At 36.0% G+C, this 12,919-nt stretch carries 14 protein-coding genes; 9 read left to right on the top strand and 5 right to left on the bottom strand.

Annotated elements, in window-relative coordinates:
* Positions 1 to 7: 7 nt before the first annotated feature.
* The 3 genes from lpxB to surE all read right to left on the bottom strand — a co-directional run bounded on the left by lpxB (position 8) and on the right by surE (position 2,287).
* Positions 8 to 1,135, bottom strand: a complete 1,128-nt coding sequence (lpxB, locus tag ALGA_RS13820) for a lipid-A-disaccharide synthase (RefSeq protein WP_096429961.1) — start codon at positions 1,133 to 1,135, stop codon at positions 8 to 10.
* A gap of 86 nt (positions 1,136 to 1,221) precedes the next feature.
* Positions 1,222 to 1,521 carry a hypothetical protein gene (locus ALGA_RS13815; RefSeq protein WP_096429959.1) on the bottom strand — a complete coding sequence of 100 codons (300 nt, stop codon included), beginning with the start codon at positions 1,519 to 1,521 and terminating at the stop codon, positions 1,222 to 1,224.
* Positions 1,505 to 2,287, bottom strand: coding sequence for a 5'/3'-nucleotidase SurE (gene surE / locus ALGA_RS13810; RefSeq protein ID WP_096429957.1), 783 nt, complete (start codon positions 2,285 to 2,287; stop codon positions 1,505 to 1,507). Before surE ends, ALGA_RS13815 begins: the two co-directional genes overlap by 17 nt.
* Before the next feature lie 346 nt (positions 2,288 to 2,633).
* Here surE and pheT point away from each other — a divergent pair, with 346 nt between their 5' ends.
* On the top strand, positions 2,634 to 5,084 hold the full coding sequence (pheT, locus tag ALGA_RS13805) for a phenylalanine--tRNA ligase subunit beta (protein WP_096429955.1): 2,451 nt from the start codon (positions 2,634 to 2,636) through the stop codon (positions 5,082 to 5,084).
* A 211-nt stretch (positions 5,085 to 5,295) separates the two neighbouring features.
* Entirely contained in the window at positions 5,296 to 5,841 is a 546-nt protein-coding gene (locus ALGA_RS13800; protein WP_096429952.1) for a DUF4395 domain-containing protein, read from the top strand.
* An 84-nt stretch (positions 5,842 to 5,925) separates the two neighbouring features.
* On the opposite strand, the gene ALGA_RS13795 is transcribed toward ALGA_RS13800, so the two are convergent.
* Entirely contained in the window at positions 5,926 to 6,585 is a 660-nt protein-coding gene (locus ALGA_RS13795; protein WP_096429950.1) for a hypothetical protein, read from the bottom strand.
* A 787-nt stretch (positions 6,586 to 7,372) separates the two neighbouring features.
* On the opposite strand from ALGA_RS13795, the gene ALGA_RS13790 reads away from it, so the two are divergent.
* The 7 genes from ALGA_RS13790 (at position 7,373) to ALGA_RS13760 (ending at position 11,567) form a co-directional block, all read left to right on the top strand.
* Positions 7,373 to 8,092 carry a hypothetical protein gene (locus ALGA_RS13790; protein ID WP_096429948.1) on the top strand — a complete coding sequence of 240 codons (720 nt, stop codon included), beginning with the start codon at positions 7,373 to 7,375 and terminating at the stop codon, positions 8,090 to 8,092.
* Positions 8,093 to 8,211: 119 nt separating this feature from the next.
* Positions 8,212 to 8,508, top strand: a complete 297-nt coding sequence (locus ALGA_RS13785; protein WP_096429946.1) for an ArsR/SmtB family transcription factor — start codon at positions 8,212 to 8,214, stop codon at positions 8,506 to 8,508.
* Positions 8,509 to 8,524: 16 nt separating this feature from the next.
* Entirely contained in the window at positions 8,525 to 8,761 is a 237-nt protein-coding gene (locus ALGA_RS13780) for a thioredoxin family protein (protein ID WP_096429944.1), read from the top strand.
* Between the two features lie 11 nt (positions 8,762 to 8,772).
* Positions 8,773 to 9,240: a nitrophenyl compound nitroreductase subunit ArsF family protein gene (locus ALGA_RS13775; protein WP_096429942.1), complete on the top strand. Its 468-nt coding sequence runs from the start codon at positions 8,773 to 8,775 to the stop codon at positions 9,238 to 9,240.
* 99 nt (positions 9,241 to 9,339) lie between these two features.
* The gene (locus tag ALGA_RS13770) at positions 9,340 to 10,044 is read left to right on the top strand and encodes an aromatic aminobenezylarsenical efflux permease ArsG family transporter (RefSeq protein WP_096429940.1); all 705 of its coding nucleotides are present in this window, start codon (positions 9,340 to 9,342) and stop codon (positions 10,042 to 10,044) included.
* Positions 10,045 to 10,056: 12 nt separating this feature from the next.
* Positions 10,057 to 11,097, top strand: a complete 1,041-nt coding sequence (locus ALGA_RS13765) for a permease (RefSeq protein ID WP_096429938.1) — start codon at positions 10,057 to 10,059, stop codon at positions 11,095 to 11,097.
* A gap of 44 nt (positions 11,098 to 11,141) precedes the next feature.
* The gene (locus ALGA_RS13760; protein ID WP_096429936.1) at positions 11,142 to 11,567 is read left to right on the top strand and encodes a thiol-disulfide oxidoreductase DCC family protein; all 426 of its coding nucleotides are present in this window, start codon (positions 11,142 to 11,144) and stop codon (positions 11,565 to 11,567) included.
* A 69-nt stretch (positions 11,568 to 11,636) separates the two neighbouring features.
* Here ALGA_RS13760 and ALGA_RS13755 read toward each other — a convergent pair whose 3' ends face one another.
* Entirely contained in the window at positions 11,637 to 12,731 is a 1,095-nt protein-coding gene (locus tag ALGA_RS13755; RefSeq protein ID WP_096429934.1) for a 6-phosphofructokinase, read from the bottom strand.
* Positions 12,732 to 12,919: the final 188 nt, after the last annotated feature.

Genomic DNA, 12,919 nt, shown 5'->3' with positions numbered 1-12,919 from the left:
AAATGATTTATTTCTGCAGGTCTTCGTAAATCATTTTAGCAAAGCGAGCAGATGCGCCAGCTCCTCCTAATTTTTCATTTAATAATTGATAATTGTAAAGCATTTGAGTGCGATAGTCTTTATCGAATAGAATCTGATTTAACTCTTCAGTAATCATCTCTTTAGTACAAGTGTGCTGAATTAGCTCCTTTACAATCAATTGATCCATAATCAAATTCACCAATGAAATGTATTTTACTTTCAAGAGACGCTTTCCAATCGTAAATAATAGTTTTCCGCCTCCTGTAAGATAACATACAACCTGAGGAACACGAAGCAATGCAGTCTCCAGAGTAGCTGTTCCTGAAGTAACGATAGCTGCTTGCGCCTGTTGCAACAAATCGTAGGTTTGCCCATAAACGAATTGCACCTTTTGATTTCCTACTACTGATGCATAAAACTCAGCATCTATAGATGGAGCGGCAGCAACAACAAACTGATGATCAGGAAAAGACTCGACACATTCCAACATAACAGGCAAAACCCGCTCAATTTCCTGCTTACGAGATCCGGCAAGCAAGGCTATTATTGGCTTTTCGCTCAATTTGTTTCTAGTAATAAAATCCGGGAAACCTTCTTCTTTATTCGATCTATTCTCGAGAGCATCTAAAAGTGGATTTCCACCAAAACTCACCTCAAAGTTGTGTTTCTGATAAAATTCAGTTTCAAATGGAAAAATAGTAAACATCCTATCCACATAAGCCTTTATCTTTTTCACTCGAGATTCTTTCCAAGCCCAAATTTTAGGAGAAATATAGTAATGAACTCGAATTCCACGTTTTTTAGCGAATTTTGCCATTCGCAAATTAAAGCCGGGATAGTCAACCAAAATCAAAACATCAGCTTGAAATTCCAGTAAATCTTTTTCACAGAGAGCAAAATTGGCTTTTATCTTGTCCAGATTTTTCACCACAGTCAGAAAGCCCATAAAGGCAGTTTCACGATAATGCTTCACTAATTCGCCTCCCTGTGCAAGCATTAAATCACCTCCCCAAAATCGAAAATCAGCTTCAGGATCCTGAATTTTCAATTCTTTCATTAAGTTCGATGCGTGAAGATCTCCCGATGCCTCACCTGTGATGATATAGTATTTCATTTTATAAAAAAATTTGAGAGCTGAGATTAAAGAAATGAGAAATTACATATGACAATCTCGCATCTATAATATTATATCTATGCGCATTACATTCCAAAACGGAAAACCATGATAGCCAGGGAATACAAAATAGTTGCTAGTAATACTCCTTTGGCAGCCTTTAGTAGATCTGTTTTAATAAAAATAAAGAAGAACACAATGTTTCCAAAATACACTCCCAATGCAATTACTTTTGTGTAAATCCGGTGAACCAACATACTGTCAATAAAGGTTTGCAAGCTCATATTAGACTGGAATCTAATTACATAAACCAACAAAATAACTAAAAGAGGAACCAAAAGTCCAATAATCAATCCTAATGTGGTTGAATTAATCTTTGATTTCATAATCCCATTTTTTTAAATCCTCTAATAAATCGTGAGCTGTCATGTCAATTTGAGTAGGAACCACAGATGCAAAGCCATTTTGAATCGCCCATTCATCAGTTTCCTCTGCATTGGGTTCCGCATTCTTAAAATGCCCGGTTAACCAGTAATAATCTCCTCCAAAAGGATCTTGCCTATGATCAAATTCCTCATTCCATCGACCAATAGCTTGGCGACACACACGAATGCCTTTAATCTCATTATTCGGAAAATTCACATTTAAACAAATACCAGCTTGCAATCCATTTTGCACCAAATTGGCAAATATTTTACGTCCATATTTTATCGATTCTGTAAAATCAGCATCAGTAGCAAACGCATTCAAGGAAAATCCAATGGATGGAACTCCATTGATGCAACCTTCAATAGTGGCACCCATTGTTCCGGAGTATAAAACACTTATAGAAGTATTAGCACCATGATTAATCCCAGAAACCAGAAAATCAGGTTTTTGGGGTAAAATTTTATTCAATGCAAGCTTAACACAATCAACTGGCGTCCCTTTGCAACTATAAATATGCAGATTCTCCTCATCCCGAACTTGTTTTATTCGAATAGGAACTTCTACCGTTATGGAATTCGATTTTCCTGAATTGGCTCGGTTGGGTGCAACCACATAAATATCTCCGAAATCTTTAACCATAGCCACTAAAGCCTTTATTCCTTTAGCATTAAGACCATCGTCGTTGGTAACTAGTATAATGGGTTTCTCTTTTGACTCGCTCATATCTCTATTTTGATAATGCTACAAATATATTCGAATTCGGGGCAATAATCAATTTACTAGAACGATAAATATTTTAACCACAAAGGAAACACTAAGAATTTTACAAAGGAACACAAAGGAAGTCTCTTAATATGTTTGTGTTCCCATGCGCATTACACTAAGTATAATGAGTGAAACGGATCGCTTAGGAGTTAATTCATTTTCTTAAAGCCTACGAATTTAAAGCCTCTATCCCGCTTGTTACTTGGAGGTAAAATTTCTACTTTTGTAAGCTTGTAGAATAAAGTGAAGTAAATGCATCACTTTATCCATAAAGTTTAAAACTATCTGATAAAATACACATATAATGAAGGTATCGTACAAATGGCTTAAAGATTACATTGATATTGATCTTACGCCTGCTGAAATGGATGACATTCTAACTCAAATTGGTTTAGAAGTTGGGGGAATCGAGAAAATCCAATCCATTAAGGGTGGCTTGGAAGGTTTGATTATTGGTGAAGTAAAAACTTGTATTCCTCATTCAAATTCTGATCATTTGAGCATAACAGGTGTTGATGTGAATGGCGAAGAATTATTACCAATTGTTTGTGGTGCAGCTAATATAGCCGCAGGACAAAAGGTGGTAGTAGCTACCGTTGGAACCGTTTTGTACGATGGTGACGAAAGCTTTACCATTAAAAAATCGAAGATTAGAGGTGAGGTTTCATTAGGTATGATTTGTGCCGAAGACGAAATTGGTGTTGGTACTGGTCACGAGGGAATTATGGAACTTCCTGCCGAAGCTGTTGCAGGAACACCTGCAGCTAAGTATTTCAATGTAGAAGATGATATTGCCATTGAAATTGACTTGACTCCTAACCGTATTGATGGTGCATCTCACATTGGTGTTGCAAGAGATTTAGCTGCTTATTTAAAGCAACAAAAAGATATAGACTACAAAATGCCTTCGGTTGAAGCATTTAAGGTTGAAAACAACAGTACTCCAATCGAGGTTGTTGTAGAAAATCCAGAGGCTTGTCACCGTTACTCTGGTGTTTGTGTGAGTGGTATCACCATAGCAGAATCGCCGGAATGGTTGCAAAATCGTTTGAAAGCAATTGGCTTAAAACCAATCAACAACGTAGTGGATATCACCAACTTCGTATTGTTTGAAACCGGTCAGCCATTACATTCTTTCGATTACGCTAAAATAGCAGGCAATAAAGTAATTGTTAAAACTCTGGCAGGTGGAACTCAATTCACAACTCTTGACGAAACAAAAAGAGAATTGAACGAAAACGACCTGATGATTTGCAACGCAGAAGAACCAATGTGTATTGCTGGTGTTTTTGGCGGATTAGAATCAGGTGTTAGCGCAACAACGACTTCGGTTTTCCTTGAAAGTGCCTATTTCGATGCAGTATCTGTTCGTAAAACGGCTCGTCGTCATGCTTTAAATACCGATGCATCTTTCCGTTTTGAACGTGGAACAGATCCTAACAATACCATTTATGCCATGAAACGCGCAGCTCTTTTAATTAAAGAGATTGCCGGTGGCAGCATTTCATCTGAAGTAATTGATATTTACCCAAACCCCATTGCCGATTTTAAAGTTGAGGTGAGTGTTGATCGTATTGAAAGATTAATTGGCAAAAAAATCGGTAAGGAAACAATCAAGAAAATTTTAACAGCTCTTGAAATTGGTATTGAAAAAGAAGATGGTGATACTTTGAATCTTTTGGTTCCTCCGTACAGAGTAGATGTTAAGCGTGAAGCTGATATTGTAGAAGAAGTATTGCGTATTTATGGTTTCAACAATGTTGAAGTTCCGGGAAAAGTGAATGCATCATTAAGCTATGCACCAAAACCAGACGAGCACAAGTTGAAAAATACCATAGCAGACCTATTATCCTATGCTGGTTTCAACGAGATCATGAACAATTCGTTAACCAAAGCATCGTACTACGAGAACTTGGAAAGCCTGAAAATGGAGAATACCGTTCGTATTTTCAACCCACTTAGTTCCGATTTAAATGCAATGCGTCAGAGTCTCCTGTTTGGTGGTTTGGAATGTATTGCTTACAATATCAACCGCAGAAATGCGGATTTAAAATTCTACGAGTTTGGTAAATCGTACCAACACTTCGTAAATCCGGAAAACGAAAACCCGGTTGACAACTATTTCGAAAAAGAACATTTGGGCGTTTTCATGTGTGGAAACAAAACAGTTGCAAACTGGAATCTGAAAGAAGAACCTACGAACTTCTTCCACATGAAAGCTTTCGCTGAAAATGTACTGAAACGTTTGGGTTTTAAAATCGATAAATTAAGAATTAATGAAATCGAAAACGACCAATTTACCGAAGGCTTAAGCTATGGCGTTAAGAAAAAGGTATTGGTTGAAGTGGGAATGGTAAGCGGTAAAATTCTAAAAGCAATGGACATTGATGTTCCTGTTTACTATGCCGATTTCGATTGGGAAATGCTGATTAGCGAGGCTACTAAAAACAAAGTTTCTTACACCGTAATTCCTAAATATCCTGCCGTTAAACGCGATTTGGCTTTACTGATTGACAAAGCAACCAGCTTTGCAGAAATTAAAACCATAGCTTTCAACTGCGAAAAAAACTTGCTAACGTCTGTTTCTTTGTTTGATGTTTACGAAGGCGAGAAACTGGGTGCTGATAAAAAATCGTACGCAGTAAGTTTCATTCTTCAGGACACTGAAAAAACATTGGAAGACAAGCAAATTGATAAGATAATGCAAAAACTGATTAAGAGCTACGAAAAACAATTGGGAGCTCAGATTAGATAATCTGATACAAATATTTACAAAGCCGGTTTCCTTTTGGGAGCCGGATTTTTTTATTCCATGAATAGATACTAATTCTGAAACAGTCATTCTTATCCTTTCAAGGATTAGGCTGTCAATCCTACTTTAACATTTCCTTAACTATTTACAATTAGTACCTGCAGGTATTTTGATTACTTTGCAATCCGATTTTTACTATAAAATATATCAGAAGATGTCAAGATTTAGTTTTGGAGAATATGTAGATGGAATTAGCTATAAAGTTTTAAACGAGAGAGAAGTACGCGCCACAGCAGGACTGTTGTTCTTAACAATCTTTGTGACCTTAATCGCAGCGGTATTTTTCAAAAAGTACGCTCCTATCCCTTACGTTTCAGGATTTATTGTGCTCAACTTTGCCATTAGTGTTTTCATCAATCCCAAATACGCTCCGGCCAATGTCCTTGCTCGTCTTATCGTGTTTAAACAAGAGCCGATATACATCGGTGCCGTGCAAAAAAGATTCGCATGGAGTTTAGGCTTAACGCTTTCTGCTATAGTATTTTTGTTATCGATTCCTTTACAAAGCGACCCAACAATTTTTGAATCAGTTTGTATGCTGTGTTTACTCTGCATGCTTTTGATGTTTGTTGAAACTGCATTTGGAATTTGTGTTGGTTGTCAGCTATACTTTTTAGCACTCCGATTAAAACTAATGAAACAACCTGAAGTGAGACCAAACTGTATGGGCAATTCATGCGAAATACAGACTGCAGAATAAATACAAATTAAAACGATAAAAAAAGCCGGCTTCCTTCTAGGGGAAACCGGCTTTTTTTATCGTAAGAAAATCTACTAGCAATTCTTAACTCCTAACAAGTAAACCCAATACTTCGAGACGTTGAGGCTTATCGTAAAGTGCTATTTCTGCCAATATATCAAAATTATCCATCCATTCGCTAAGTTCATGAAGGCCTGCATTTTTCGATACGGTAGCATCCTGAGACTCCCCCTTTTCCTTATCGTAATCGGCACGAAGTGTAAGCAAGTGATCCAGTTCAGTAAGCTGAGAAGTCGCAACTTCGGGGGTGATCTTGATCACTCCCATTTTGGTTTGCACCTCAGGAATAGTTATTATACTCGTATAATATAATTTTACGTTATCGAAAAATTTATTGTAGGCAACAGGAAAACGTCCCTTTAATCCTAACAAAATTTGCATATCAGGATCTCTCTTGCAAAGTATCAGGCTTAAATCTCGATGCCTCTTAAATTTCATTTCTAATTCAGTATAAGCATTGTGATAAGTATTCGATGACAATCTGGTTTCCGACACCTCCATTTTATTTCGCTCCCAAGTTTCTTTGGCACGATTAAACACCTGCCACCCTTCGGCGATAAAAGTTTCATTTACACCGTATTCAATTAAGGCGGCTCTTATTTCAGAATGCGACTCGGCGTTGGTTAGTGCGATACGAACTCGTTCAAAAAACTTAGATTCGGATATTGATGGACTCAACCACATAATTTTCACATTTTAATTAATAATATTATTTACGTTTATTTCTTAAGAGTTATTAAATTACTTATTAAGAATGATAAAATGAAATTTAGCGGAACATAATTTTAATTTAAATGGCAAGACTAACACTTTCAAAGCTTTCGTTATGGTAATAATATACACACAATGATAAGAATTAATTTATTTGTTAGGAAATTAATTAAGATGGTGGGAAGATACCTTAGTAAGCTGTGAAATTGACAAATAATACGGGAAAACAGGCTGATATGACGGGAAAATTGATTGATCGAGTATCAAGATGGGCTAATCAGATAGAAACATGGTCTATTTACCGGGAAGATGCCTCCTGAAACGGGAATATACCCCTGCGAGCTGGAAACGGGTATCCATTATTAGTAATGAAATATTGTGCCCCAATAATTTCATATAGATGTTAAGTAATAGAATCAAATTTAATTTTATAAACAATCGAAATAAACACTTTTTCATTATGGAGCATTATAGAATAAACTGTAACTAAATATGAGGAACAATAATGGTAAATAATAACAGGTTAACTATGCGAAACTCAAGTATAACTAATGTTGAAATTCCTGTCAAATAAAACATTTCGCCCCATAGGGGCTAACAAAATATGATTTCCAGTTCTTTTGTTTCATCTTTGGGGAATTTAAAAAATCCCAAGCTCCAAAGAGCGAAACAAACATGCACTCGGTCTAGCCCTATGGCAATAGGGCAAAAAATAAAAAGTTAAGTCCAAAAGCGCGCAACAAGTATTAAAATATATTCTGTGAAAAAAGCAACCCTCATTCTCTTTCTCCTTCTGCTCCCTACCATTCTTGCATTCTCACAAGAGTGGAAAAGTTTACATACTTACAAAAAAGAAACTGAAAATACTGTTCTACAAGATGGTTGCTGGTTAAAAAAAGATCGTAAAAGAAACACCGAAGTGTGGCAACAAGCCAACATCTACAATTTGGGTATCGACAAAGGGAATGAAAAGTATAAAAGCATTCGCCAAATAAGAGATTTTTATACATTCTTCAACGAAGTTTGTATTGAGAAAGGCCACGATATAAAATGGCTGGGAATTGCTTCGGTAGCCGCTAATCAATTGGCCAAAACGGAGAATGGATTTCTTCGTATATTCATAATTCGAAATAAAGAATTAGTTCTATTTGCCCATAACGGATCAGAAAAAGTATTTTCCTTTGCATTTCCTCAAATACGAGATGTTTATTTTTCCAATGAAATTATTAAAGGAGAAAAGGCATTAAAATGGGATGAAAAATATGGCACCATTGAGCAATGTGAAATTCTCGAACCACTCTACAATCAACTATCTGAAAAAGCCATTTGGAAACTTGATAGGATGGCTAAAGGGAAAGGGATATTTAAATTGGGGGTTCCGAAAAAACTTAGGTTTATTGGAGATATCAGAAATTGCAAAGACCGTTATAAACACGGTAAAAACAAATTGATTCCCTATTTCAAGAACAGTAACAACTAACTCTAAATAAATAATTTCCTAAAATTCACAAATCGATTTCTTTTTATTGCACTAAAATTTTGTGTTTTTAAAATTTCCACACTATCTTCGTTTCGTAGTTTTACGAAATACGAAACAGAATGGAAGTAAAAGAGTTTTATTCCACCAATGAACAACAATTGGCACGATTTGCCAAAGCCCTATCGCATCCTGTACGCATTTACATTTGCGTTATACTCTCAAAACAAACCTGTTGTTACAGTGGTGATTTAGCAGAGGAAGTTCCCATTGCCAGATCTACCCTATCTCAACATTTGAAAGAACTAAAAAATGCAGGCTTAATTCAAGGCGAAATTGCAAGTCCTAAAATTAAGTATTGCCTTAACAAAGAGAATTGGACAATAGCTCAAAACTTATTTAAAGAATTTTTCAAATAAATAACACATACATAAAATGGAAATAAAAGTATTAGGCCCGGGTTGTAAAAAATGCGGCACTTTAGCTGAAGCAACAAAAAAAGCGGTAGAAGAACTGTCAATTGATGCCAACATCACGAAAGTGGATGATATGATCAAAATTCTCTCTTATGGTGTAATGTCAACTCCTGCTCTTGTTATTAACGAAAAAGTGGTGGTAAGTGGAAAAGTTCCATCTGTATCCGAAATCAAAGAATTTATTAAAAACGCATAAGTATTTCTAAAATGAAAAATCTAGTATTATATAGTCTGCTAGCAATCGGTGTTAGCTTTGCATCTTGCCAATCGAAAACAAAAAAAGAAACAGCTAAAGCAGAAACAGAAGTTGCCTGCACTAATGATTGCAGTAAATGTGAAAAATCATCGGAAACTAAATCAGTAGCAAATAGCACAGAAGGTGCTGGAGTATATTATTTTCATGGTGATCGAAAATGTAAAACCTGCAAAGCTGTTGGTGAGAAAGCAAAGGAAGTTGCAGAAAAAATGAATATCCAATTCTTCGATATCAATTTGGATCAGGAAGAAAATAAAGCTGTAGCTAAAGAATTTCAGGCATCAGGTTCTTCTCTTTTTATTAAACACAGTAAGTCGGGTGAAATTGAAGATTTAACCAATTTTGCTTTTCGTAATGCGCTTAATGATACCAAAGCTTACATTGAAAAATTGGAATCTACCTTAAAAGCCGAAATGTAATTTTCGAAACAAACAGGCAGTTCTAAAAATATCATATAGCTTCACAAAGCTGTGTGCTTAAAATTGAATCGGCCAGTAACAAGTAGAAATCGCAATAAAATGGAATATTTAGATCAACTTTTATCCCAAAGCAACTGGCCTGTTCTTTCAGCATTTATTTTGGGAATAATGACAGCAATCAGCCCTTGTCCCTTAGCTACAAACATTACTGCAACTGCATATATTAGTAAGGATCTGGGAAACAGAAAAAAGATTTTTATCAGCGGACTAATTTATACACTCGGCAGAGCAGTTAGCTATACCATTTTGGGTGTTATTTTATATTTTGGGGCCAGTAAATTCGACGTTTCATCCTTTTTCAATACTTATGGCGAACGATTGTTAGGTCCTCTTTTAATTTTGATTGGAATATTTATGCTCGATATAATTTCTATCAATTTCCCCGGAATTGGAAGTTTAACAGATAAAATTAATGGGGAAAAGATCAAAGGAAGTTACTGGGGCGCTCTATTATTAGGAATTGTTTTTGCGCTGGCTTTTTGCCCTTATAGTGGTATTCTGTACTTCGGGATGTTAATTCCTTTAAGTATTTCTCAACCCGATGGTTTGTTTCTTCCAATAGTTTACGCCATAGCAACCGGTCTTCCTGTTATAATAATTGCCTACTTACTTGCATTCACTTTATCGGGTGTAGGTAGTTTTTACAATAAGGTTAAAACCTTCGAATATTGGTTCAGAAAAGTGGCTGCAGTTAGTTTTATTCTTGCTGGCCTTTATTTCACATACATCTTTTTTATTGCTTAAGAGTTATTCCACATGATGATTAAATCTGTACAGTTTACAAATAAAAAGCAAGTCCTTCTGGCTTTGCTTTTACTACCCTTTTGGTATTTATTATATATTAATTTGCAAAATATATCCGATTTTTTAATCGATACTGTTTTTCAGATGCAAAAAGGCACTCACCTTTCTGAAACCTTGCGTTTTTTTATTTTTGAAGTACCTAAAGTTCTACTATTATTAGTGCTAATCATTTTTGGGGTTGGCATTATCCGAAGTTATTTCTCTCCTGAAAAAACCCGAAAAGCTCTGGCTGGGAAATCAACTTTCATGGGAAATATTCTGGCTTCGCTGCTTGGTGTTCTAACTCCCTTCTGTTCCTGTTCTGCCATTCCTTTATTTTTGGGATTTGTGGAGGCAGGTGTACCTTTAGGAGTTACTTTCAGTTTCCTGATTGCAGCACCAATGGTCAACGAAATCGCTCTTATCATGTTGGTTGGATTATTCGGCTGGAAAACTGCAATCATCTATACTTTAACCGGTTTGCTTATTGCAATATTCGCAGGTTACTTAATTGGAATTTTAAAACTGGAAAAATATGTACAAGCCTGGGTTTTTGAGGTAAAAACCGGACAAGCAGGTACAGATGAAACCAAAATGTCCTTTTCTGGTAGAATTAAAGTTGGTTACGATACCGTGAAAGAAATTGTTGGCAAAATATGGTTGTACATTGTTATTGGTGTTGCAATTGGCGCTGCTGCTCATGGTTATGTTCCTGAAGATTTCATGGCTACATTAATGGGGAAATCAGCATGGTACTCTGTCCCTTTATCAATCCTTATCGGGATTCCAATGTATTCAAATGCAGCAGGAATAATTCCAATTGTGAGCGTTTTAATCGAAAAAGGAGCTTCACTGGGAACTTCCCTCGCCTTTATGATGTCGGTAATCGGTTTGTCCTTACCCGAAATTATTATCCTTAAAAAGGTGTTGAAAATGCCTTTGATATTAGCTTTTGTAGGAATAGTGGCGACAGGAATTCTTTGTGTCGGATTTATTTTTAATTTTATCTACTAAAGGGATGAACAATTTGTCTTACAAACTGTTTTACGACTAGTTATATGCAACATATCAAATCAGATCAAAATAATTCAAACCCTATCGTACTTTTCGATGGGGTTTGTAATTTATGCACTACTTCCGTTCAATTTTTACTTACCTATAACAGAAAAGAAAACCTTCATTTTGCATCACTTCAGTCTGATTTTGCAAAAAAACTACTAGCCAGACTTCAGGTGCCGGCTGCAGATTTCAACACCATTATCTTCATTGAGAACGAACAGGTTTACACAAAAAGCACTGCCGCTTTCAAACTAACAAAACACTTAACATATCCATGGAAAGCAATATATTACTTCAGATACATTCCAAATTCAATTACTGATTGGATTTACAATCTTATTTCAAAAAACAGATACAATTGGTTTGGCAAAAAAGAAAAATGTATGATTCCAAGATCGGAGTGGAAGCATCGCTTTTTTGAATAGTTCAAAACTTGTAAAGCATAAAAAAACCGGAATCCATAAGGACTCCGGTCATATATTTTAACAAAAGAATTAGTCTCCAAATGCGATACCAACACCTTTTGCAGTTTTAACCAAGTTAGCTTTTGGATCAACAAGGTTTTGTTTTCCAATAGCTTCCAGAAGAGGAACTCCAACTACCTCAGGATGACGATAAGCCACCATTTGACCGAATTTCCCTTCCAATACCATCTCGAATGCCTTAACACCAAATTGAGTTGCCAAAACACGATCGGAAGCCAAAGGAATACCACCACGTTGTAGATGCCCCAAAACAGTAGTACGAATATCAGCTTCAACACCTGCTTCTTTCAATTCAATTAACAAACGATCAGCAGCACCACTTAATTTCAAGTTAGTATTTCCAACTTCAGTACTTTGTTCAGCCAAAGCAACACCACCTTTAGGCATAGCCCCTTCAGCAACAACGATAATACCAAAACCTTTTCCTTTCAGAAAACGAGTATCTAATTTCTCCTTAATTTTTTTAACATCATAAGGAATCTCTGGAATTAAACAAGATTCTGCTCCACCAGCAATAGCTGCACTTAAAGCAATCCATCCCGCATCACGTCCCATTGCTTCCAAAATGAATATCCGGTTATGAGATGCAGCAGTAGTTTTCAACTTATCAACAGCTTCGGTACAGATCTGCACTGCAGTTTGGTAACCAAAAGTAAAATCTGTTGCTGAAAGATCATTATCAATTGTTTTAGGTACACCAATAATATTCAATCCTTTTTCGTAAAGAGATTGTGAGATTTTCTGAGAACCATCACCACCAATACTAATAACAGCATCAATTCCCAAATATTGTAATTTGCGAATCATTTCGTCTGAACGATCGGCAGACCCCCAAGAACCATCTTTATTTTTTACTGGCCAAGCAAATGGACCACCCTTTGTAGTAGTTCCAATTATCGTACCACCCTGATAGTGAATACCTTTTACAGCAGCATCATCTAATATCTTTATTTCAGTTGGTTCTTTCAATATTCCATCAAAAGACTGAATACTTCCTACTACTTCCCAATCTTTTTCTTGTGCTGCACGTTTCACAATGGCGCGAATTACAGCATTCAACCCAGGGCAATCACCACCGCCGGTTGCAACTAATACTCTTTTCATAATTGTCAATTTAATATATTTCAATCAATTTGCTTGGCTAGCTCGGCTAAAGTAAAAATATTTTTCCAAACTCGAACAAGCAATTTCACAATCAATGAATTGCAATCGATTTCGCAATCATTTTTTATAATGAATTTGAATTATTAATTTTAATCTAATTCTGGGAAACCGAAATTAAGAACAACCTG

The organism is Labilibaculum antarcticum (assembly GCF_002356295.1).
GTDB classification, from domain to species: domain Bacteria; phylum Bacteroidota; class Bacteroidia; order Bacteroidales; family Marinifilaceae; genus Labilibaculum; species Labilibaculum antarcticum.
Note: the sequence above shows the minus strand (reverse complement) of the source record. Positions and strands in the feature narration are given on the sequence as shown.